This is a genomic window from Leptolyngbya sp. FACHB-60 (genome assembly GCF_014695775.1).
Classification (GTDB): Bacteria; Cyanobacteriota; Cyanobacteriia; order Phormidesmidales; family Phormidesmidaceae; genus Nodosilinea.
The window spans coordinates 173,524-194,688 of the sequence record NZ_JACJOX010000030.1 but is presented as its reverse complement, the minus strand read 5'-3'; the positions used below and the strand labels follow the sequence as shown (position 1 = coordinate 194,688).

Below are 21,165 nucleotides of genomic sequence, written 5' to 3'. Positions count from 1 at the left end.
CCGTCTCCCGCTTTTAGTCGCTCCTTTGGCTTGTAGATTTCAAAGGTCAAGGGAAAGGTGATGTTGTCAATCACACCATAAGCATCGACTGAGACAATGCCGTTCTCGACTTTGCCCAAGTTCCCAATGTACTGCCGCTTAACATAGTCCGTTGCATGGCCTTTCTTCCGGTCTCCGGTTTCATCAATCACCAGCACCAGTTTTCGATGGCCTAAGCACGAGAAAATTAGCTCTATTCGCCGTTGTCTCAAGTCTCCTGCATGCCACGGAGAGTTGACCAAAAACTGTTGCAAGGATTGGGCATTGGGTAATCCTGTGACCTTTGCAATGGCGGGCAACGTTTTTCGCTTCGCCTCAGATATCATCCCCACGTGCAGATGCTTGAAGGCTTCGAAGCTTCTTACTTCAGCAAATAAGTCGCGGTAGCTCTCGCAGTAGTCATCTACAAACCTTACGGTCGGTTTGGCCATGCGGGGCACTGTCATCACGGCTACCTAGCTCTCAGCCCTTATACCCTAAATTATCTGCCGCCAGAGTCATTGAAGAGCGTTATAGCTATAGCCAGTTTGATTAGGACATAATCTAGAGGTAGAGACATCTCCACCTGTGTGCCATGGCCAAACCCTACAGCCTCGATTTGCGCCAAAAGGTCATCGACGCCATCGAACTGGATGGGATGAAGAAGAGCGAAGCCAGTGTTGCTTTTGGGATCAGTCGCAACACCATCGACTTGTGGCTCAAGCGTCAAGCCGCGACCGGCAGCTTAGCGCCTCAGGTCAACTCAAGGGCTCGCCGCCAGCGGCGGATTACCGATTGGGACGGGTTTCGCGCTTTTGCCGAGCAAAATCGCCATAAGACCCAAACTGAGATGGCGGAGTGTTGGCCGGGTCCAATGAGTCAACGAACCATCTCGCGGGCCTTAGGCGTCATCGACTGGACACGAAAAAAAAGACCTACGGCTACCGACAGCGAGACGAGCAAAAGCGACAGGCGTTCGTAGCTCGAGTTCTAGAGCCAAAAGCCCGACATCTGGTTTATGTGGATGAGTCGGGAATGGATGAGCGCGATGCCTACGGATACGGCTATGCCCCAGCGGGTGAGCGGTGCTATGACCTTAAATCCGGGCGACGCAGTGGGCGCATCAATATGATCGCCGGGTATCGAGGGCATCAACTCATCGCTCCCTTTACTGTCGAAGGAGCCTGTAACCGCACTGTCTTTGAAACCTGGTTGGAGACCTGCTTGATTCCAGAGTTAAGCCCAGGAGACTGGGTCGTGCTAGATAATGCCACCTTTCACCATGGCGGACGCATTGCCGAGTTGATTGAATCGGCAGGTTGTGAGGTGGTTTATCTCCCACCGTATTCCCCTGACCTAAATCGCATTGAAAAGTGCTGGGGGTGGTTGAAAAGCCGGATTCGGAAGGCCCTTCCCCATGAACATGGCTTGCGGGCTGCTATTGAGGCCGTCCTCAAGCAAGCAACGTCCTAACCTAAGTCGCTATAGCTATAGATAGTCTGAAGGAGTATGTTTTAGTTACCTCGGAGGCTAAAACGGTGGAGGTTTTTTGCCGGAATAGGGATGTAAGCTGGGCGTTTATTCCCTATGGGTTGGGTGAACCTATCGAATTGGTTAGCCTGAAAATAAGGGTGCCAATGGAATCAATTTATGAAGATGTGGTGTCTGGTTAGGACAGTAGGGAAACTAGCGTCTAAAAGGCTTTGAATTTGTAACAGCAAGTTTTTTTGATGTAGGTAAAGTTGAGTTAAGGGTAGTACCTGCGATAACTTCTAATTCGGGATTTGTTCCACAGCCAAGAAAACTCAGCAATTCTTTTGTGGACAATTGACATTCATCAGCATAGTCAGTTGAGCTCTTGGGAAAATAAAAAGGCATCTAAACCATAACTGTATATCTTGGAATAATGTAGCTCCAGTCAGAGAAACCTGATATATGCAGTAATAGTTATACAGCAGTAAAACCCAAAGCAAAATACTAATTTAGGGAACAGCTTTATAAGCTCTCTAAATGGTTTTTTGTTATTAGGTGTCAACTGCGCCTAATGCTATTAATGATGCTATCTGGGCGTCAGTCAGACCAACTGAACCCATAATATTCATGCCTTCATATGGTCGAGGTGGTCTAAGAGTATAAACACATTCTCCTGTTTCTATGCTCCAAATTTTAATAGTTTCGTCTTTACTAGCGCTAGCAAGCAATGATCCATCAGGACTAAATGCAACACACCATACCCAATATTCATGCCCTTCTAAAGTTCTCAAGCAATCTCCCGATTCCAAATCCCAAAGCTTTATAGTACTATCTGCACTAGCACTAGCTAAAATCTTACGCTTTTGTTCTATTTTAATGTCAGTAATATTGTCAACATGTCCATCAATTATCTTTGTGCATTTACCAGAGCTCATGTCCCAAAATCTTATAGTTAAATCATTGCTAGAGCTGATTAGGCTACCATTATCTTTGCTTAAAGCTAAATCTGTTACACGGGATCTATGGCCAATTAGGCTGTGAATTAACGTTCTTTTGTCTATATCCCACAGATTTATAATCCTGTCATTCCCGGCGCTAATTAATGTATTAGAGCCAGGGGTAGCTAAAAGTTTACTTGTCCCACCTTGATGTCCTCTAAACGAACCTAAATATTTAAAGTTTTTGGCATCCCAAATTTTGATATCTGAGTAAGATTTAAACTCTCTTCGATTCTGACTGGCGGTAAAGAAATGTCTGTCCAGATCAAATTCTATTGAACTTATCCAATTTGAATGAGAATCCAGTCGTTTAATGCACTTACCGTTATTAGCATTCCAGACATTGCATGAACCATCATTGTTGCCGCTCACAATTAAGCTACTGTCAGGGCTAATAGCTAATGCCATTATCCTTGTTTCCAAGGTTAGCCCTTCGGCTAGACTTTTCTTGTCGTTATCGTCAAATGCAATATCAGGAGCAAACCTATGTAACCGAATGCTGTCTCCTTTACCTCCTACAACCAAAAAACTGCCGTCAGGACTTATATCTAAAACACCAAGGGAGATTGATGTTCCCTTGCAAGACTGCAAAAAAGTAAAACCTTTAGTATCCCAGTAGTGAATTGTATGATGTATGCCGTTAGCTATGAGGAGATTATTGACAGGATGAAATAAAACTGTATTTGAATGGTTGTCATATCCTCGCCATGTTTTAAGACATTCGCCACTTTTAAAGTTCCATAGTCTTATCGTGTCATCTTGAAAGCTAGAAGTAACTAACCTTTGATTATCTGGAAAAAATTTAATCGAATTTATCCAGCCTAGATGGCCACAGAGGACAGATATTTCTTGACCAGATAATATATTCCATACTCTGACTAATTTGCCGTCATGAGCTGCAAGGAAATGAGCGTCTGGATCAAATTCTAGGTATTGAGCAGCACTTTCTCTGACCTCGAACCTTTGCAAACATTCTCTTGAGTTAAGATTCCACAACTTTATGATTTTTTCAGAACTGCTGCTGGCAACAAAAGGGTGGTTTTCAGATATGGATATAGCACAAATCTTTTCTTGGTTACTGACAATCTCATTGAAATATGTTCCCGTATGGAAATCGAATGTTCTAATTGAGCCGTCTTCGTGACTAGTTACTATCCAGCCGTGATTCAAACTGCCTGAAAATGCAGTGCAAGAACTCTGGCTGAACGATAGGACTTGCTGAATATTTCCACTATCTAAGTCTAAAGTTTTTATAGATATTATTTGATCATTTTCTACGGAAATTAAGCAGTTCATATCATTAAAATCAATCAATTTTACAGAGCCTGCATCAGTATAAATGATCTCGCAGTTATCCTTTTCTATTCCCCATTTTCGCAAGCTTTTATCTTCGCTTTGGCTAATTAGGGATTTTCCATCTTTAGAGAAGAATATTTTCCTGACTCTGGAGGAATGCCCTTTTAGGTGAAGGACTTTTTCACCATCAGAGACGCGCCATATACTAATGTTTCCCATTGCATCTCCTGAAGCAATTTTTTCTGCGCAGGGAGATATGGCTAATGAGAAAACACTATGACTGTTGCTTGTGAAACGAGTATCTAAAAAAGATGATCTTGAGAGATTGAAATTTTCCAAAATCATATTATCAAGATCAGCTTGACGGATGAACAGGCAGGAGAAATCGAGCCTTGATATATCTAACTCAGCATATTTTGACAGATTTATAAGGTTGCCAACAATGTAACCTTTCAGGAGTGCTGAGCTTGATCTTATGAGTTTGACAAGCGATTCGATATTTTGAATTGCAAGATTTGTTCTCCTGGCTATAGGACAAAGTATTAATCTAGTTTGCGTATCTTGAACATAGTCTTTTGAAGTGGCCTTGATTAGAGCATGAGTGTGAAGAAAATCTGGACTTTGACTTGTCAGCTCAATACAAACTTCGTGAACAAACTGATCAGAAGTAAATTCCATGATTACGTTTTGGAGGGTGAACTGCTTACCTACTGTCTCTATTAGGTAGCGATCGCTCAAGCCCCTCAACGCCCCCCGCACCTCCTGCTTGGTCACTGGCGGCAGCAAGTCTTCCATCAACTCATCCAGGCCAACGGGTTCGCGGTTAATGGCTAGCCAAAACAACACCGATCGCTCCAATGGTGCCAGGCGGCTCAGGTGTTGGTCTAGCAGGCTGCGCACATCTTCAACCGCTGTTACTTGCTCCTGCAAGAAGTCATCTACATCGCCCAGAAACTCTCGCTGAATGGCCGTTGCCACCAGATGCAGCGCTTGGGGGTTGCCACTACAGCGGCGAATTAGCTCTTGCCCCTGGTCCTCGGCCTCATCCAGCGCCAAGCCCTTGGTTTTTAGAATCTCTCGCCCGGCCTCGGTGTCGATGCTGCCAACTGACCACAAGCGTACCGGTGTCAGGTCACCCGCCAGGGGAGCCAACTCTCTAGGGCATTCTCGGCTGGTGAGTAGCAGGCAGCTTTGGTGCTCGGTGCTGCCAATGCGTTGAATCAGTTCGCCATAGCCCTCATAGCCGTCTCGGTAATGGCCCGCTGTTTCCGCCTGCAAAATCGACTCCAGGTTGTCGAGCACCACCAGGCAGCGGTGTTCGCGCAGGTAGTGCAGCAATCGAATGATGCGCTCTCCTAACCGGATCGGCAGGTTGATTTCGGTTTCTTGCTGGTCAGAGAGAAACTGAATCAACCGCACCAAGATTTCATCTAGGGGTGGGGCTTCTCGCAAGCTGCGCCAGATCACATAGTCGAAGCGATCGTAGACCTGGTTAGCCAGCTTTGCCGCCAGGGAAGTTTTGCCAATGCCACCCATGCCCAGTAGAGTGATCAATCGACATTGGTCACGCTGCACCCATTGATTGAGAGTGGCCAATTCTGCGATGCGGCCAAAGAAAAGAGCAGTGTCGGGCTTCTCACCCCAGTCATTTGTGGGCGTTAAGGAAGACTTATTGCTTGGGAGATGAACTTCAGGAGTAAGCTGACTTGGTCCAGGTTGACCATAATCAGCCGGTTCTAGCTGTTCTAGGCCGAAAGCACTGAATAACGCTCGCAAAGAGGCTTCATCAGTGGGAATTTTACCTGCTCGAATCTTTTTGATAGTTTTGATGCTGAGTTTTGCCCGTTCCGAAAGTTCTGCTTGGGTAAATCGTGAGCCAAATTTTTCTAGCTCTTGGGTTAAAGCAATGGCATCCTCCAACCGTTGCAGTCCCTGCGGAGTCAGAATAACACCTCTATAACGGCTTTGGCTCTGTTTCATATATCAGGCACGAAAGATGGTAAATACTTGCGAATACACAAAAGTCCGAGGAAGCATAAGCTTCAACTAGCTAAAAAATCAGCAAATTATCCTCAATAAATGATTGCACTTTTGAGCTAGCAAAATCAGAGGCCTCAGTGCAACTTAATAAGAGATTACTAGAGTAAAGATAGGTTGATATTGACTCTTTTTGTTGATGATCTAGCTGCCAATAACTGCTTATTCCCATATGTTCATCCAAGATCTTCTTTAAATCTTGACTCCAGTCATGGCCATTATGGCGCCACCATCTTAAAAAACCCATGTTTGGATGGGGAAGTAGGTTTTTAAGATTATCCAAAGAGGCGTTAAAAGCTTTGCCCATTTCTAGATCAGCGTTTTCGTGGATACTTCTTCTGATTTTTCCAAGGACACGATCAAGAGAAACTATTAATCCATAATCTAAGCTGAAGGCTTTATCTTGATCTTCATAAAGTGATTGGCTTAGCAAGAAGCAAGCATCATAAATACTTTGGAAATCCAATATAGTCTCAAATACTAAATTAAGATAGCTTAGTCTTATAATCCCTCCTCTCCTAACCTTCTGTTTTTGGGACTTTGCCCTACACAAATACGCTAGCAGGTCTTTCGATCGAAGATCGCTCAAAATTTTATTGTCAATCCTCTCTTTAAGCGAGATAATTAATCCGTCAGGCTTATTCAGCATGCTGAATAAAAGAAGGAAAACCTCTCGCCAGTCTCGATCGCCGAAGTATTGATGAACTATCTTCTGAGAGTCTGAATCAAAATCATCTGCAATTGATTTTGCCGCAAAAAATTCCTGGAAGGTTAGATGAGAAAAAGAATAAATTTTTTGGGCTCGCTCTATTATAATGCCATGTTGAGATTCAATATCACTCAGAACTTCGCAGGCATCCTCAACATCAATATCCAGGAATTGAGATATTTTAATGCAAATTTCATCAGCATCGAAAAGTAGCCGTTGCTTTTCTTGGAATTTGTTAAGCGCAATAAGGCTCAGAAGTTTTTTCTTCTGGGTTTTGCTTAGCGACCTATAGAACTGACTCTTGGATTCTCTATCTAACCCTCTGCGTTCGTCCCAAGTTCCCAAGAGCAAGTTAAGACCATTCTCATATAACTTGTACTTTTTCTCCGGAAAAGATTTTGAATCAGAATAGATCCAACAGATAAGACTTAATAAAATTGGAGTTGTTGCCAGTTCGGCAGTTTGCTGATTTTGAGAGAGATACAGATTTTCCATAAAAGACTTGTGGATGCTATCTCCATCATCACCAAATTGAGAGGCAAACCAGTTGCTGGAAAATTTTTCAATTTGCTTAGAACTTAAATTAGCAATTTCAATATATGTAAACTTATCCAAAATATATTCTGTCGTCTGAGTTCTGCAAGTTACAACTAATCGATTTGCATGATAATCCTGAACAAAAACTTCTACTCCCTTTTGAATCTTTCTTCTTGACTTTACAGAAACCTCATCTAGTCCGTCTAATAAGAGTATAAGTCTTCCCTGTTTTAAGATGGACTCGGTTTCCTCCTTATCTTTAAAGGCTAGTTCTTTGTGAATAACATCTTTGATATTAATATTTCCGTCATCTTCTAGATGCTTTAGTTCAATCAATAAAGGAATTTTGTCTTCAAAAATCTCGCCTCGGCTACATAAAACGGCAAGAAATCTTAGGAAGGTACTCTTTCCCGCACCAGGCTTTCCCAATACCATCAACCTGAGATACTTCTTCGCCACATCGAGTCCCGATAAGCGTTCTTTTCGCGAACCTATTCCTAGGCGATCAAAAGAATTTCTGGGATCCCTCAGTTTAAGCAGGTCTGGAATGGTAGCAAAGCAGTCAGATGTCAGGCTCTCCAATATAAAGGTGTCCACATAAATCTGATCGATCTTTGCTCTGTGGCGATTTAGTAGTTGAGTTTCACTGTAGAGCCGTAAGATTTTTGAGCAGCATATTTTTTTGATTTCTCTAATTCTATGTTCGGATAAAGAACCAATGGGTTCTAAATCTAAAGTGCCAATGAATTGAGATCCCGGAGCTTCTTTAGAGGGAGTTTGAAAATCAGAAATCTTAGGGATGGAATCTTGATTAAAGTCGTATTGTTTGTCTTGGAATTGAGAAGTGGCGAAAGAGTCCGATTCAACATGGCCGTAATCAGGCGCTTCAAGCTGAAGACCGAACGCCTTGAATAATGAACGCACAAAAGTTTCATCACTGGGACCTAGGCTTTCCCGAATCTTTTTTATAGTCTTCCTGGTGCAACCAACGCGGTCTTCCAATTCCGCTTGGGTGAAGCGAGCACCATATTTCTCCTGATCTTGGGCAGATGCGATCGCAGCTTCTAAGCGCTGCTTACCGCGATCGGTCAAGACCACACCACGTTGACGACGACTCATGGCGGCAGACGGGTAGATGACGATTCAGCGCGCTCGGAAAGTTAAGGGAAAGTTCTCAGGGAATTCACTGATAATACGCGATCTGTCTCGGTTCTGCCTAGCGGCTGAAAGGCTTGCCCCATAAGGGTTATCGCAAACGGTATCAGGCGTAGCCAAAAATTCTCCCAACTTTCTCCTAACCCACCCAAGTTTCCTCGGAGATTTCTGGCTGTTTTGGTTGACTGACCTCATACCGAGTTCAGTTAAATCGCCATGCCAAAACTAATCGACCTAGGAATTGCCTGTTTAGCTCTCATGCCAGTCGGAGAGCCGCAGGTTCCCCCTGCGGCTCTCCAGTTACCCATCGAAATCGCCCAGCCAACTGCGCCGTTTGTGGCCGACCTCTGCCCCCAGGTCACCTGGGCCGATGGCTTCCGTATTGGTGAAATGGTGCCCCTTGCCCCCGCTCAGTATCACCCCGCAACTGTGATTGCGCTGACTCCCCTGCGGTCAGACTACAGCTTTGAGGGGGCGGTCATCACCGACTTGGCCGTGGGCACCCGAGTCACTGTTACCGGCGAAGTCTGGGACATGGGCTGCAACCAGTGGATGGCAATACCCGGTGCCCAACAGCCCGTCTTCATCCACGGCAACGCCTTGCTCAATCTCTAGCCCGTTTCGCTCTTGGGCAGCCGGTCTGCCCAGGAGTTCCCCACCCGCTTCGTCCCTTCACCTTCGGAGAAAAGCCCTCATGACGCTTTCTATCCTGTCCCCATTCTCTGACCTGCCCCCCTTTCAAGGTCGAGGTATCGTCGAGCGCACCATTACCCCCTCAACCCCAGGGCGCATCTACTTTCAGGCCTCCTACTGGCCTGCTCGATACTTTCAGCCTGATGCTTCTGGCGACCTGCACCCTGGTGCCCCGGTCGAAGTGGTAGGCCGTGACAGTTTGACGCTCTTGGTTAAGCCCCTACCCTAGCGGAGGCCAATCCCATGAAAAAGCAACAGCCTCGCAGATGGCTTTTAGAACTGACGTTCATCGCGGTGAAATACTTCTTGCTGGCTCTAGCAGGCTGCACCCTCGCCTACATCATGGCCTTCACACTGGAGTATTGGCTGATTACTGAGGTCATCATGATAGCTGTAGAGCACTTGCTGATCCGTATCTTGGTATTGATTGGCTGCCTGGCTGCTGCAGCGGTGATCACCGAGTCCGTCAGGTACTAGGTGTGGAGTGCCCAAAGTAGCCAAAGGGTTAACGCCCTTCCTCATTTACCAATCCTTAGCCTGTATTGGACTCGTCTGTTCAGTTCGGTTATGGGAGCGAGATCGGCTATGCGGAGTCTAATCATCTATGACGCAGACTCGATACCCATAGCTTTCAAGCAAACACCTCCCCCTGCCCCTCGTGAGTGAAGCAGGGGACAGATGGAGCTGGATCGAACATCACGGTGTACTGAGCTGAGGGGCTCAACCGCCGCAGGGCTTTCAAATGGGCATCAGCATCATTGCGACGTCGAAACCGGGCTACGGTGCGCCGCTGCATGTGGGGGAGGAGTTGGACAACGCACCAGGGGTGGAGCAGCTGGTTATAGGCCGTAGGAGAGCCCACATCGTAGGCAGCAGATGAAGAGTACTGCTGGCTTTCTAAACGGTAAGTCTCCCGGTCGCTGACAGCATCCCTTGGGTAAGACTGCCCGCTCTCTCCGGCACTGGCAGCGCTGAGTCTCAACGCTTGCTCAATCTTGCCCAACAGTTCAGAGGCCTCTCGATCTGGAGGATGCAGCGTCCAGGCGTTGATCGGCGCGGGCTGGAAGGTCAGCTGGTAAGTTTTGCTGTTTCTACAGTGAAGTAGCCAAACGGCCTGCCGAGGCAGCTTTTGTAGGCGGTACGAGCATTGCCCAGGCTCTGCCAGCGTCGCCCGGATACGTTTGATATCGGCCATGATTCGGTGCCCTTGGCTCATTTGACTATCCTCCCTGATATGTCAATGTGGTGCAGTTGATGCCACCCTAGCCAGAGGAGATTCGCCAAGACAGAGCACAGTGGTATTGACTTTTTTCAAATCATGTGTGTTCGTCTTTTAGCTGGGTAGAACAGAGGTTATCGCGTAATTCCTCTGGAATTTGATCAAAGTGATCCAGTAGGAAATCCATCAGGGCCAAGTGCCGCAGGTCAGTGGCGGTAGGTCGCCGATAGCTACGTCCCTTACGGAACCAGCAGGGAACAGTAGATATAGATCGGGAGCAGACAGCAGCTATTTCTTCTTGGCTGACCTGCCATTTGGCGTAGAAGGTCTGGGGTGTCATGCCAAGTTGACAATAGCTATAGAGATCCAGCAAGCGCTTTTCTCGGAGGTTAAGGGGGCGGAGGTTCATAGGCTTAGTGCTGTTTCAAGGGGTTCAAGATCGTCTTCCCAGGCAATATCAGCGTTAACCCAGGCCGCACTAGGAGAGTTGGAATCCAGCCAGATTAAGTAGCACCAGCGCCAGCCGCAGCAGTGGGGAGCAAAGCCATAGAACCTTCCAATGACGATGCCCCAGTCCGTGATTTCGTCCCTGGAAGTCCAACAGAGGCGATCGCCATATAAAAAGTGAGGCACCTCGACTTCAGGAAAGGTCGGGGGTAAATCAGTTGAAGGGGATGAGAGAGACAATTTTGCAAGGGTGACATAGGTATCGACGGAACAATGACGGATTGACTCCAGGTAAATAGCGAGGATATTACCGTTGAGGTTGGCAGTTACGGCTTGGATCAGAATAGCGGCCAAGGTTTCGGCTGCTTGGGGGTGCCGTTTAGACCAAGCTGCATCAGAGTCGTCCAAGTGGGTGCAGATTTGATTAAGCAGGTCAGTGACGGCGAAGTCGCTTAAGGCCTGTTGATAGCCTGCCTGATAAAGCCTTGAGATAGGGTTAGCGGCGGAATAAGCTTCTGTCTGGCTATTCCGTTGCTGGCTTGGGGAAGAAGACTTTGGCATAGGACGAACCGCTCCTAAAGAGAAAGGAGAAGGCGCAATCCTCGTTGTTGTCCACCGCCGTAGAGCAACGGCTCTAGCCGATGGTCCCAATGCACAATGAGTGCCCGAACCCCTTGGGGACCGTAGAGCTTATGGTGTGCCCGATTCTGCCAATTATGACCTTATACTTCCAAAACAGCTAGAGTCCAGAGCACGGCATATCATCCACGCTAAAAAGCCAATTTCAACCTATAACATTTGAAATCGGTTCTAGAATTGCTTTAGCAGAATTGAGAGCGATGAAAAGCCGCTTTGTATATTCATCGTAAATTTACCAATCCCCACTTTACTTCGAGGTCACATATAATTTTTTTGAGCAAACTCTTGACATCTCCATGTGTTGATAAGCGCCTTGAAATACTCGTTATTTCGGATCTATGTTTTTCAAGAAATTGAGCATATTCGATTGTCTCAAGGATGTTATAAGCATTAAAACTTTTATTCATATCTATGCCGCATCTGGCTTTGTAGTATGAATCCATAAAATCATTTATTTCTGCTTCTAACTCTTCAATGATTTTTCGATCCGTTGAATCAAGTTCACGATCTACGTGTTCAAAATAATCATGATCTAAAACTGCAAGTATAGTTTCGCTTTTATCATTAATGGCTTCTCGCAGCTCTTTTACAATAATCCTCTTTTGTTCATAGTCTAATTTTTCTTTATCAACTTCCCAATTAGCTTTAGGTGCGTAGATTGCTGTAATCCACCCTGTAGCTACACCAGTTGCAATGCCTATAACACCTGTAACTAATGCAACTAGGACGGGTGTTAATTCGAGTCCTGTAGGCGTTGCTGATGGCGTTACAGGCGTTTGCACAGGTGTAGAAGCCTGTACCACATATAAAGCCGGGGGTGTGTTGTCCATAGGTTCAAGCGCTCTCACCGTGCCCACACCGCCAATTATGGCTTTATACATAGCGAAACGGCTAGATTGCGGATTGCCTATAGGCTAAAGCTACTTTAGCGCCACTAAAAAGCCGCTCTCAATCCCTGAGAGCAGCTAGGCACACATATCAAAATCTCGATCAAGTCATGACGGTAACCGAAACGATTCTGAACAGTAAAGACACTACCAATTCTGACAAATTGAAAGCGGCTACCATACTGCTCGATCGCGCTTTGCCATCGGTTGAAAATTTGAAAGAGCTTGAAATCGCTTCTGACCCTGACTATCAGATCATTGAAAGCGATCGGATCAACTTATTGATGGACAAGCTTTCAGGGCTGCTAGAGAACCGTGGAACGCTTTCAGGCAGTGAGATAGCCACTTTTGAAGATGTGGAATCCACTAGAAAGCTGCTAAACGACTAAAGCTACTTTAGCGGCTTTAAGTATTTATGCTTATTGTGCCTAGACGGATTTAGAGCTAGTTTCAAGCCTGTAAACCGGGTATGGCACGGTAACGGCATGAAAGATATTTGAAAACCGCTGTAAGGCTATGGGCGATACTGGTTTCGAACCAGTGACCTCTTCCGTGTGAAGGAAGCGCGCTACCACTGTGCTAATCGCCCTTGGGCTTTTTAAGATAGCACATCTTCTAGGGCGGTTTAGCGAAAATTTTGGGTCAAGCCATATCGGGAGGGATGGGGTTGCCCTGTTGTGCTTGCTGAAGCTGCGCTTGAATCAGTGCCTGCATATCTTGGCGGCGAATCTCGACGCCTTGGCTAATCTGTCCTGGCGTTTCAAAAAAAATCAGGCTGTCGATGGGCTGCATGGCCAGCAGCTGAAATAGAATGTGCACCACGGGCACCGGCAGGGCCATGACCTGAGGGTCTTTAACGCTGGCCTGACTGGTGGCGGCGTCTTGCAGGGTAGGGTAGGCGTAGACGATATTCTTTTGGCTGTTGGGCTGGGTACGGTTGCTGAGGGTGGTCATCATCCAGCCCTGCTCTAGGGTTTGCAGCACGTAGTATTGCTCATGCTTGAGCTGCCCAGCGATCGCCTTGAGAGTGGGCGCAATGGTGGTAATGGCATTGCCAGTTACGCCATCGTTGGGGGCACTGTGCTGAAGGGAAACAATTTGGGCATCAAGATCCATAGTGGGTTCTGAGGGATAGTTGGGGGTAGCTTTGGGGGTGACGGCTTGGGCTAGGAAAGTTAAAGACAGCGATGGTCGAAGACCGTTCCATAGAACTATCGAGCTCGATCTAGCATCACTCTACCGCAGGGGACTACCGGCGAGGTGCCTCGCCCCGCATCCATAAAATTACGGACAGATGTTAAGCTGTTGGGTAGCTTGCAACTCTTGGGCAACCAGTCTACTTAGACGCAGACTTTTCTACCTTCTGCGTCTAGATTGGTCTCGTTAGCTAACCGCTATAGCTCACCCTAAGGTCGCAGCGGGCGCATCCACCACGTTCCTAAAAATACCTGAATATCGCTTCACGGGTCTGTGTAGCTTTTTGAGGACAGCCAGATTGAGTCAGGGTATCTGTGCGTTGAGTGTGGATTCGCTTAGCCAGCTTTTCTACCAAGATTTAAAGAATGGTACTGGTGCTCCAGAGGCAGGGTGTCAGGTAATAGCTCAGCGGCTGGCCAGCGAGGTGCAGCGCATCTGTAACGAGAGCGATCGCATTCAGGCCTCCGGCGATGTCGAAGCCTGGGCCAAATCGCTGGGCAAACACCGTCTAGATCAGTGTTTCAAATATTACAACCTGGGGTCGCGTCAGGGCCGCGTTGAGCTGCACAGCACGCTCAGCGCCATTGTGTACCGCTACATTACGCCGCCCCAGGTGCAGACCAGCTACCCAGCCCGGCTGGCGCTGATCGAAGATTTTTTGCAGGGGTTCTACGTCGAAGCGCTCAACGCCTTTCGGCGGGAGAATCAGCTGGGCGATCGCTATCAACCCCGCACTCTACTGGAGCTAGCCGAGTTCATGGCTTTTTCCGAGCGCTACGGCAAGCGGCGCATTCCGCTGCCCGGTCGGCGCAGCCAGCAGCTGATCATCTTGCGGGCCCAGACCTTCTCTAAGCAGCAGCCCCCCGAAGTCGCCATCGACATCGAGCAGGCCACCGACTACGGCGGCGATGGCGACGACGTTCGCCCCGCCGCCTCCCACCAGCGGGTACGCGAAGAGATGATCGCCCAGGCCGACGATTTGCCCGAAAACTCCCTGCGGGGACGAGTAGTCGAAGAGCTGTTGGCCTATCTCAAGGAGCGCAATCAGGATGAGTGTGCCGACTACTTTACCCTGCGACTGCTCGACCTACCCACCCACGAAATTGAGGCGCTCCTAGGGCTAACGCCCCGCCAGCGCGATTACCTCCAGCAGCGGTTTAAGTACCACCTGCTGCGCTTTGCCCTGTCCCATCACTGGGAATTGGTGCATGAATGGCTAGAGGCCGGTCTAGAGACTAACCTGGGCCTGACCGCCCAGCAGTGGCAACAGCTGCAAGACAACCTCAACCCCAAGCAAGCCAAACTGCTTTCTCTCAAACAGCAAGGCACACCCGACAGCGAAGCCGCTAAAATCTTGGGCATAACCGCTACCCAATTTCAAAAACAGTGGACTAAGCTCCTAGAGCAAGCCTGGGAAATTCGTAACGTTTAAACATCCGGACAGACCGGAGCAGGCCATGAATAGAGACTCAGATATCCCCGAAGACCTCTTGCTAAAGCTCCTGCTAGAGCCACTTTCGGCGGATGACTCACCATCAGGAACGCGCTTTTTTCCGGCTGCTGACGCTGACACGGCGGAGCTAGAGGGGGCAGGATTGCCTACCCCTCCGGTCTACCCTGATCTTGAGACATCTACCCCAGCGCCAGCGGCTTCAGAGGATGATGCGCTCAACCTCAATTACACCCCTGTCTTTGACTCTGGAGACCTATCCACTGTGCAACCCCATTTTGAAGCCCTTTTGAAGCGCCGCCTGCGGCAAGAAATTGCCCATCGCCCGCCTCTGTTTCCCTGGGAGAAAGGTCTGCAAGACTATCCCGATGCCCTGCGCCCTAGTGCCGCCTCTATCTGGTTAGACCACCTTAGAAATCTTTCGGTTCCCGGCGATGTACCCGAAGATGTGCTGGCCGACTTGCTCAACCAGTGCCAGCAGGTGGCCAAAGACATTCGCCAAACCGGTCGGCGACTGGTCGCGGCAGTCGAAGGCTTGTTTCCGGAGCAACCCCAAACCCTGGAGTACATTGCTGGGCTGGTGGCTCGACCAGCCTACCGGTCAGCTCAGACCGAAGCTTTGACCCAGGTAGACTACAACACGGCCTCAACGCAGCAGCAGGTGGCGCTAGCCATGCTGGCCGCCCAGGGCATTTTTGAAGCCCTATCGCTGACGGTGGGAGAGGCTAACCCGACTCAGACTCAGGCCTGGCTGACGGCCTCTGGGCTGTTGACAGTGCAGGCGACCTACGCCGCAGCTGGGCAGCTGGAGGTCAAAGCAGTTCTACCCACGGACGGTAGCCTGGTGCTGACCAGCCTGGGGGAAACCGTCGGCTCCGAACGCTCCACCCCCGGCGAGCTGGTACTGCGGTTGACCACCCAACCCGGTGCTGTGCATCGTCTAGATGTCAGCTTGGGGCAGGCCCAGGTAGCTCCCCTGAGCTTTCAGGTGATGATTGCTGGGCGCTAGAGTGACTCTGGGCAGGGGCTAGCCCAGCGGTTAGCATGGAGGCGACCCTTCTCCGGTTTGTCTATGGTCGCGTCCCGCTGGCTGGCCTCTTCTCCCTTAACCCGGCCTATCCCCCTCGACGAAATCGAAGACTCGCGGCTGCTGCGGGTGCTGGTGCAGGGGTTGGTTACCGTAGGCATTGGCTCGGTGGTGGTAGCCGCTGCCGGGGTGACTGCCGCCTCGTGGTGGAACCTGCTGGCTATACCCCTGAGCGCAGTAGGGGCTACCTTTAGCTGGCAGCGGCGGCGCGATCGCAACATCACGGTGAAATTTTTTATCGCCATCGGCATGCTGGTGGCCCTGGCGGCGTTTTTTTCTCGGCTGCTCGAAGCGCCCGGCGACACCCGCATTGTGCTAGCAGAACTCTTGGTGCAGCTACAAGTGCTGCACAGCTTTGACTTGCCTCGCCGCAAAGACCTGGGCTACTCGATGATGATTGGCTTGATCTTGCTGGGGGTGGCTGCCACCATCAGTCAGACCCTGGCCTTTGCACCGCTGCTGCTGCTGTTTTTAGCACTGGCGGTGCCGGTGCTGAGGCTTGACTACCAGTCGCGGCTGGGGCTAGAGCCGATCGCCTGGGGCGAGATGAAGCTGCGGCCTACCCTGGGGCGTTTTTTGAGCTTGATGGGGCTAATTGTGGGCCTTGGGCTACTGATTTTTGTCTTTTTACCCCGGCTGCCGGGCTATCAGATTCAGAATTTTCCGGTAAGCTCGGTGATTGACACGCCGGGCGATTTCTCGGGGGAAGATATTCTCAACTCGGCCTACCGCAATGAGGGCGAAGACGGGGAGGGCGAAGGCTTTGGTGAGGGCGCTGGCACCATTCGAGGCCAGGGTAAAGCCAGTGGGCCGGGGGTGGTGGATACTGTTTCCTACTACGGCTTTAACCAGCGGATGAACCAAAATCTGCGGGGCACAATGACCCCCCAGGTGGTGATGCGGGTCAGGTCACAGGCCCCGGGTTTCTGGCGAGTGCTGGCCTTTGACACCTACACCGGCCAGGGCTGGGATATCTCCCGCAACGACGATGCCCAGACGCTGAAGCGATCGCGGTTTTCGGCCCAGACCTTTTTGCCCATGGATCCGACCCTGGCCCGCGATCGGGAGGTGGTGCAGACCTATACGGTGGTCAGCGAGTTGCCCAACCTGATTCCGGCGATGTATCAGCCTAAGCAGCTCTACTTTCCCACTCGCGAGGTGGCCATTGACGCCGAAGGCAGTCTCAGGTCGCCCGTGATTTTGCAGGAGGGCATGACCTATACGGTGGTGTCGCGGGTGCCCTTTCGCGATCGCACCCTGCTGGGCCAGGCGGGCACCCGCTATCCCCCCGGCATTCGCTCCCACTACCTCCAGGTGCCCGAGGAGATTTTGGAACCGGTGCGAGCTAGAACCGAGGAGCTGCTCGCCACCTCCCCAGTGCCCATAACCAATGCCTACGAGAAATCTCTCTACCTGGCCCAAGCCCTCAAGCAGCGTTACACCATTCAGCCCGAGCTGCCCTTTTTCGGCGCTGAGCAAGATCTCGTTGAGAGCTTTTTGTTTCAGACCCAGGGAGGCTACCCCGACCATTTCTCCACCGTGCTGACCATCATGCTGCGCTCCATTGATATTCCGGCGCGGCTGGTGGCGGGGTTTGGGGAGGGCGAGTTTAACCCCTTCACCGGGTTCCACGTGGTGCGCAACACCGATGCCTATGCCCTCACCGAGGTTTACTTTCCCCAGTACGGTTGGTTTGGCTTCGACCCCATTCCCGGCCATGAGCTGATTCCACCCAGCCTCAGAGAGTACGAAACCTTCAGCACGGTGCGGCGGGTTTGGGCCTGGCTGGCAGGCTGGCTGCCCTCTCCCCTAGTGGGCTTTATCGATGGCTTAATCAGCCTGCTTGGCGATGGGATCGCGTATCTATTACGCACTTTCAATGCGTTGCTGAACCTAGGCTGGGTAGGCATTTTGCTGGGCATTGCGATCGCCACCGCCTTCGGATTCATCGCCTGGCTAGCCTTCTTAGGCCTGCGTCGAGGCTGGCGCTACCGACAACTGCGCCAGCTTGCCCCCACCGAGCGGTTATATCAACAAATGCTGACCTGGTTTGCCCACCAGGGCCTCGGCAAAACCCCTGCCGAAACCCCCATCGAGTATGGCCAGCGCCTCTACCAGCAAACCCGACCTCAGCCTGCCCAGGCTGCCAACGAAATCACCCACGCCTACGTCCGCTGGCGCTACGGCGGCGAACCTCAAAACCTCACCTACTTGAGCGAAAAATTGCAGACCATTCGCAAAAAGGACAGCCCTCGCCAGCGGCTGATTCGTCGCTAACCCAGCACCGATTAGTTCAGGGTAATCATGATTTTCCTGAGGTTTCCGCTATGCTCGATCCAATCAGTAAGCGTGATGAGTAAGTGTTATTGGTGAGTCAATGACTAGCGCAACTGTTTACGATTGTTGACCCGCCATCACCTATCCACCCACCTACCCCCTATCTTCCCCACTCCCCCCATCCCCACCGTGAGCCTAAAAACCCTCGTTAAAAATTCCCTCAGGTCGCTCAATATTGCGACCAACGGCAGCACCACCTTCACGCCGGCCCAATTCGATGCCGACGTGATGACCACCTACGGGCGCTTCCCCATCGCCCTGACTAAGGGCCGAGGCAGCTTTGTTTGGGATGATCAGGGCCGTCGCTACCTAGATTTTGTCGCGGGCATTGCCACCTGCACCCTGGGCCACGCCCACCCAGCGATGGTTGAGGCCGTGACCCAGCAGATTCAAACCCTGCACCATGTGTCAAACCTCTACTACATCCCTGAGCAGGGGGCACTGGCCCACTGGCTGGTAGAGCATTCCTGCTGCGATCGCGTCTTTTTCTGCAACTCCGGCGCTGAGGCCAACGAGGGAGCAATCAAGCTAGCCCGCAAGTACGCCCACACCCAGCGGGGTATCAATAATCCGCTGATTATTACGGCCCAGGCCAGTTTCCACGGGCGCACCTTGGCCACCATCACCGCCACCGGCCAGCCTAAGTACCAAAAGAACTTTGACCCGCTCATGCCGGGGTTCGCCTACGTCCCCTATAACGACATCGCGGCCTTGGAATCACTGGTTGCAGAACTCGACGCCGAGACGCCTCAGGTGGCCGCCATCATGCTGGAAGCTCTGCAAGGCGAAGGCGGCGTCTGCCCCGGCGATGCTGCTTACTTCCAACGCATCCGCCAGCTCTGCGACGAGAAGGGTATTCTGCTAATTCTCGACGAGGTACAGGTGGGCGTAGGCCGCACCGGCACCCTGTGGGGGTTCGAAAATCTGGGCATTGAGCCCGACATCTTCACCTCAGCTAAGGGGCTAGGCGGCGGCATCCCAATTGGGGCGCTGCTGTGCAAGGCTTCCTGCGCGGTATTTGAGCCGGGCGACCACGCCAGCACCTTTGGCGGCAACCCCTTTGCTTGCAAAGTGGCCCTCACCGTGTGCGAAACCCTGGATTCTGAAAACCTGCTGGGCAACGTGAATCTGCGCGGTGAGCAGTTGCGGTTTGGCCTACAACGCCTGGTGCAGCAGTATCCTGCCCTGCTAGAGCAGGTGCGCGGCTGGGGGCTAATCAACGGTCTGGTGCTTCAACCCGACTCCGCCATTAAATCAGTAGATATTGTCAAAGCGGCGATGGATGAAGGCTTACTGCTGGTGCCCGCCGGACCGCAGGTGGTACGCTTTGTGCCACCGCTAAACGTCAGTGCTGACGAAGTGCAGCAGGCACTCATGGCGGTGGAGAAAGCCGTGGCCATGCTGGTTAAGCGGGAAAATGCTTAGTAACGCTTAAGTTCATTGTTAGGTCGTTAGGACGCTCTGCTCACCCCGCCCTAACTCCAAAATAGCCGGTGGCTTCCACTGGAAACACTTTGCGTTGGCAATGCCTGTCCACTAGGACAAACGGCTCCGCATAGCCACCAGCTATTTTTTAAGTAATCCCGATCGAGGGTGAAGATACTGAAGTTCAAAAGCCTCCTCAGAAAGGAGGCTTTTGCTAAGTCTGGTTCTATTCTTCTATGTTGGTGTCTGGGTCAAGGGGCATGCCAACCGGGTCGGTGTTGGGTAAAGTGCCTTGCATACCCTCACCTGGGGTATCAGGATTGTTCTGCAAGTTAACCTGTCCCTGCTCGGACGCTTGATCAGCTGTAAACGTCCCGCTAACTGTGGCAACGTCTGCTGTTTTGGCATCTCCACTGGCAGAGGCGGTTGAGAAATTGGTGGCAACCGGATACTCAACCGGGTCGCCCTCGGGTTGGGCTTCGCCGACGGCGGCATGGGCATCAAGCATAGCGCTGCCGGAGGCGTTGGTGGGTGCCATCGGCTGAGCCTGCTCTGACGAAATGACGGCCTGGTCAGGATTGGTCTGCTGATTGGATAGTGTAGGTTCGGACATGGGTTTATACCAGGTTGAGAACAATTAATAGCTTTGGGAAACGGCAGACGGGGGCAAATTAACCAAGAAAAAGTTTTTTGCGATCAAGGTTAGGACTAGGCAATCAACCAGGTCATCGCTTCACGGGAAATGTCAGCCGGAACCGTGTGCCCGCTATTAAATTCTCGATAGCGGGTGTTGTAGTGCGCCTGCTGCAATTGCGGGACGATTCTACGGCTGCACCTATCAATCGACAGCACTGGGTCTCGGGTGCCGTGGGAGATGAAGATATGGGGTTGTCCCCGCTGGGTGGCGGGAGCCATAAAACCAGGGGAAAAGGCGATTACATGGGTAAATAAATCTCCGTTGGTAATGCCCACCGAGAGTGCATAGGACGCCCCATCGGAGAAACCTGCGATCGCAACTCGGCTCGGATTTATTGCGTAGCGGCTAAATGTCTGGGCCAGCGCCCGATCCATCGCAGCAATATCGGGGCCATAATCGCCGATAATGGCATCCCAGGTGCGCCCCCGTGACTCCACAGCCAGCAGTAGCAGCCCGTAGGTATCGGCCAGCCCTTCCAAAATTCTGAGCGCCCCTTCTGCATCGCCGCCTGCACCGTGGAGCATCAGCACCAACGGCACCGGGGTACTGGACTGATAGCCTTTGGGCACATAGATGAACCCATCTCGTTGACTTTCCAAGGCTAGGGGATGTAAGCCGCTAGCCGCGCCTGCTTCAGTTGGCAGGCTGGGACGAGAAAGGAGATGTCCTGCTTCCTGTTGTGTGCTTTTCACGGGCTGTGTACTTCCTGAGATGAGATCGGTTGTGCAGGCCGCTAGTGCAGCAACAGCGCCCATAGATCCCCCCTTGAGGAGCCTTCGTCGCGTTAGGGTTAAGGGACTGTTCATCACTTCTCTTGGGCACTTCTTCTGGACAACCAGAAGATGATGTTGAGAGGATGAAAAC

18 protein-coding genes and 1 tRNA gene are annotated in these 21,165 nt (G+C 50.7%); 9 read left to right on the top strand and 10 right to left on the bottom strand.

Going from position 1 to position 21,165, the window contains the following annotated elements; all coding sequences use genetic code 11:
• Positions 1-485: transposase (locus H6F57_RS13085; protein ID WP_190795009.1), on the bottom strand; the 485-nt coding region annotated here is incomplete at its 3' end.
• A 128-nt stretch (positions 486-613) separates the two neighbouring features.
• Between H6F57_RS13085 and H6F57_RS13080 the strand changes: the two genes are divergently transcribed.
• A protein-coding gene (locus H6F57_RS13080) for an IS630 family transposase (protein ID WP_199294744.1) occupies positions 614-1,491 on the top strand; the annotation gives its coding sequence in 2 pieces (ribosomal slippage) (positions 614-943 and positions 946-1,491; 876 coding nt in all).
• A gap of 551 nt (positions 1,492-2,042) precedes the next feature.
• On the opposite strand, the gene H6F57_RS13075 is transcribed toward H6F57_RS13080, so the two are convergent.
• Both H6F57_RS13075 and H6F57_RS13070 read right to left on the bottom strand, forming a co-directional pair.
• The gene (locus H6F57_RS13075) at positions 2,043-5,765 is read right to left on the bottom strand and encodes an NB-ARC domain-containing protein (protein ID WP_199289837.1); all 3,723 of its coding nucleotides are present in this window, start codon (positions 5,763-5,765) and stop codon (positions 2,043-2,045) included.
• A gap of 70 nt (positions 5,766-5,835) precedes the next feature.
• Complete coding sequence (locus tag H6F57_RS13070; RefSeq protein ID WP_190629184.1) at positions 5,836-8,187, bottom strand: NACHT domain-containing protein; 2,352 nt, start codon at positions 8,185-8,187, stop codon at positions 5,836-5,838.
• A gap of 252 nt (positions 8,188-8,439) precedes the next feature.
• On the opposite strand from H6F57_RS13070, the gene H6F57_RS13065 reads away from it, so the two are divergent.
• From H6F57_RS13065 to H6F57_RS13055, 3 genes are all read left to right on the top strand, one after another.
• Entirely contained in the window at positions 8,440-8,838 is a 399-nt protein-coding gene (locus tag H6F57_RS13065) for a hypothetical protein (protein WP_190629182.1), read from the top strand.
• A 79-nt stretch (positions 8,839-8,917) separates the two neighbouring features.
• A complete protein-coding gene (locus tag H6F57_RS13060) occupies positions 8,918-9,145 on the top strand; it encodes an NfeD family protein (RefSeq protein WP_190629180.1) in 228 nt (75 codons plus the stop codon).
• 14 nt (positions 9,146-9,159) lie between these two features.
• A complete protein-coding gene (locus H6F57_RS13055) occupies positions 9,160-9,393 on the top strand; it encodes a hypothetical protein (RefSeq protein WP_190629179.1) in 234 nt (77 codons plus the stop codon).
• Between the two features lie 154 nt (positions 9,394-9,547).
• Here H6F57_RS13055 and H6F57_RS13050 read toward each other — a convergent pair whose 3' ends face one another.
• From H6F57_RS13050 to H6F57_RS13040, 3 genes are all read right to left on the bottom strand, one after another.
• A complete protein-coding gene (locus H6F57_RS13050) occupies positions 9,548-10,132 on the bottom strand; it encodes a hypothetical protein (RefSeq protein WP_190629208.1) in 585 nt (194 codons plus the stop codon).
• Positions 10,133-10,540: 408 nt separating this feature from the next.
• Positions 10,541-11,143: a hypothetical protein gene (locus H6F57_RS27575; protein WP_199289836.1), complete on the bottom strand. Its 603-nt coding sequence runs from the start codon at positions 11,141-11,143 to the stop codon at positions 10,541-10,543.
• Positions 11,144-11,442: 299 nt separating this feature from the next.
• A complete protein-coding gene (locus H6F57_RS13040; RefSeq protein ID WP_190629178.1) occupies positions 11,443-12,102 on the bottom strand; it encodes a hypothetical protein in 660 nt (219 codons plus the stop codon).
• A gap of 116 nt (positions 12,103-12,218) precedes the next feature.
• Here H6F57_RS13040 and H6F57_RS13035 point away from each other — a divergent pair, with 116 nt between their 5' ends.
• Positions 12,219-12,497 (top strand): hypothetical protein, encoded by a 279-nt coding sequence (locus tag H6F57_RS13035; protein ID WP_190629177.1) that lies wholly within the window; start codon positions 12,219-12,221, stop codon positions 12,495-12,497.
• A 128-nt stretch (positions 12,498-12,625) separates the two neighbouring features.
• Here H6F57_RS13035 and H6F57_RS13030 read toward each other — a convergent pair.
• Together H6F57_RS13030 and H6F57_RS13025 are read right to left on the bottom strand one after the other, a co-directional pair.
• Positions 12,626-12,697, bottom strand: a tRNA-Val gene (locus H6F57_RS13030).
• 53 nt (positions 12,698-12,750) lie between these two features.
• On the bottom strand, positions 12,751-13,224 hold the full coding sequence (locus H6F57_RS13025; protein ID WP_190629176.1) for a hypothetical protein: 474 nt from the start codon (positions 13,222-13,224) through the stop codon (positions 12,751-12,753).
• A gap of 406 nt (positions 13,225-13,630) precedes the next feature.
• Between H6F57_RS13025 and hetZ the strand changes: the two genes are divergently transcribed.
• The 4 genes from hetZ to H6F57_RS13005 all read left to right on the top strand — a co-directional run bounded on the left by hetZ (position 13,631) and on the right by H6F57_RS13005 (position 19,604).
• Entirely contained in the window at positions 13,631-14,737 is a 1,107-nt protein-coding gene (gene hetZ, locus H6F57_RS13020) for a heterocyst differentiation protein HetZ (protein WP_190629202.1), read from the top strand.
• 25 nt (positions 14,738-14,762) lie between these two features.
• Positions 14,763-15,764: a hypothetical protein gene (locus H6F57_RS13015; protein ID WP_190629175.1), complete on the top strand. Its 1,002-nt coding sequence runs from the start codon at positions 14,763-14,765 to the stop codon at positions 15,762-15,764.
• A 63-nt stretch (positions 15,765-15,827) separates the two neighbouring features.
• Positions 15,828-18,119, top strand: coding sequence for a DUF3488 and DUF4129 domain-containing transglutaminase family protein (locus tag H6F57_RS13010; protein WP_190629174.1), 2,292 nt, complete (start codon positions 15,828-15,830; stop codon positions 18,117-18,119).
• Between the two features lie 288 nt (positions 18,120-18,407).
• Entirely contained in the window at positions 18,408-19,604 is a 1,197-nt protein-coding gene (locus H6F57_RS13005; RefSeq protein ID WP_199289851.1) for an aspartate aminotransferase family protein, read from the top strand.
• 226 nt (positions 19,605-19,830) lie between these two features.
• On the opposite strand, the gene H6F57_RS13000 is transcribed toward H6F57_RS13005, so the two are convergent.
• Both H6F57_RS13000 and H6F57_RS12995 read right to left on the bottom strand, forming a co-directional pair.
• A complete protein-coding gene (locus H6F57_RS13000; protein ID WP_190629172.1) occupies positions 19,831-20,217 on the bottom strand; it encodes a hypothetical protein in 387 nt (128 codons plus the stop codon).
• Positions 20,218-20,312: 95 nt separating this feature from the next.
• Positions 20,313-20,900: an alpha/beta hydrolase-fold protein gene (locus tag H6F57_RS12995; protein WP_199294743.1), complete on the bottom strand. Its 588-nt coding sequence runs from the start codon at positions 20,898-20,900 to the stop codon at positions 20,313-20,315.
• Positions 20,901-21,165: the final 265 nt, after the last annotated feature.

Bases quoted from the DNA above. Each gene is read 5' to 3' on its own strand.
- H6F57_RS13075 (WP_199289837.1), bottom strand. From the start codon at position 5,765: ATGAAACAGAGCCAAAGCCGTTATAGAGGTGTTATTCTGACTCCGCAG.
- H6F57_RS13070 (WP_190629184.1), bottom strand. From the start codon at position 8,187: ATGAGTCGTCGTCAACGTGGTGTGGTCTTGACCGATCGCGGTAAGCAG.
- H6F57_RS13065 (WP_190629182.1), top strand. From the start codon at position 8,440: ATGCCAAAACTAATCGACCTAGGAATTGCCTGTTTAGCTCTCATGCCA.
- H6F57_RS13060 (WP_190629180.1), top strand. From the start codon at position 8,918: ATGACGCTTTCTATCCTGTCCCCATTCTCTGACCTGCCCCCCTTTCAA.
- H6F57_RS13055 (WP_190629179.1), top strand. From the start codon at position 9,160: ATGAAAAAGCAACAGCCTCGCAGATGGCTTTTAGAACTGACGTTCATC.
- H6F57_RS13050 (WP_190629208.1), bottom strand. From the start codon at position 10,132: ATGAGCCAAGGGCACCGAATCATGGCCGATATCAAACGTATCCGGGCG.
- H6F57_RS27575 (WP_199289836.1), bottom strand. From the start codon at position 11,143: ATGCCAAAGTCTTCTTCCCCAAGCCAGCAACGGAATAGCCAGACAGAA.
- H6F57_RS13040 (WP_190629178.1), bottom strand. From the start codon at position 12,102: ATGTATAAAGCCATAATTGGCGGTGTGGGCACGGTGAGAGCGCTTGAA.
- H6F57_RS13035 (WP_190629177.1), top strand. From the start codon at position 12,219: ATGACGGTAACCGAAACGATTCTGAACAGTAAAGACACTACCAATTCT.
- H6F57_RS13025 (WP_190629176.1), bottom strand. From the start codon at position 13,224: ATGGATCTTGATGCCCAAATTGTTTCCCTTCAGCACAGTGCCCCCAAC.
- H6F57_RS13015 (WP_190629175.1), top strand. From the start codon at position 14,763: ATGAATAGAGACTCAGATATCCCCGAAGACCTCTTGCTAAAGCTCCTG.
- H6F57_RS13010 (WP_190629174.1), top strand. From the start codon at position 15,828: ATGGTCGCGTCCCGCTGGCTGGCCTCTTCTCCCTTAACCCGGCCTATC.
- H6F57_RS13005 (WP_199289851.1), top strand. From the start codon at position 18,408: ATGACCACCTACGGGCGCTTCCCCATCGCCCTGACTAAGGGCCGAGGC.
- H6F57_RS13000 (WP_190629172.1), bottom strand. From the start codon at position 20,217: ATGTCCGAACCTACACTATCCAATCAGCAGACCAATCCTGACCAGGCC.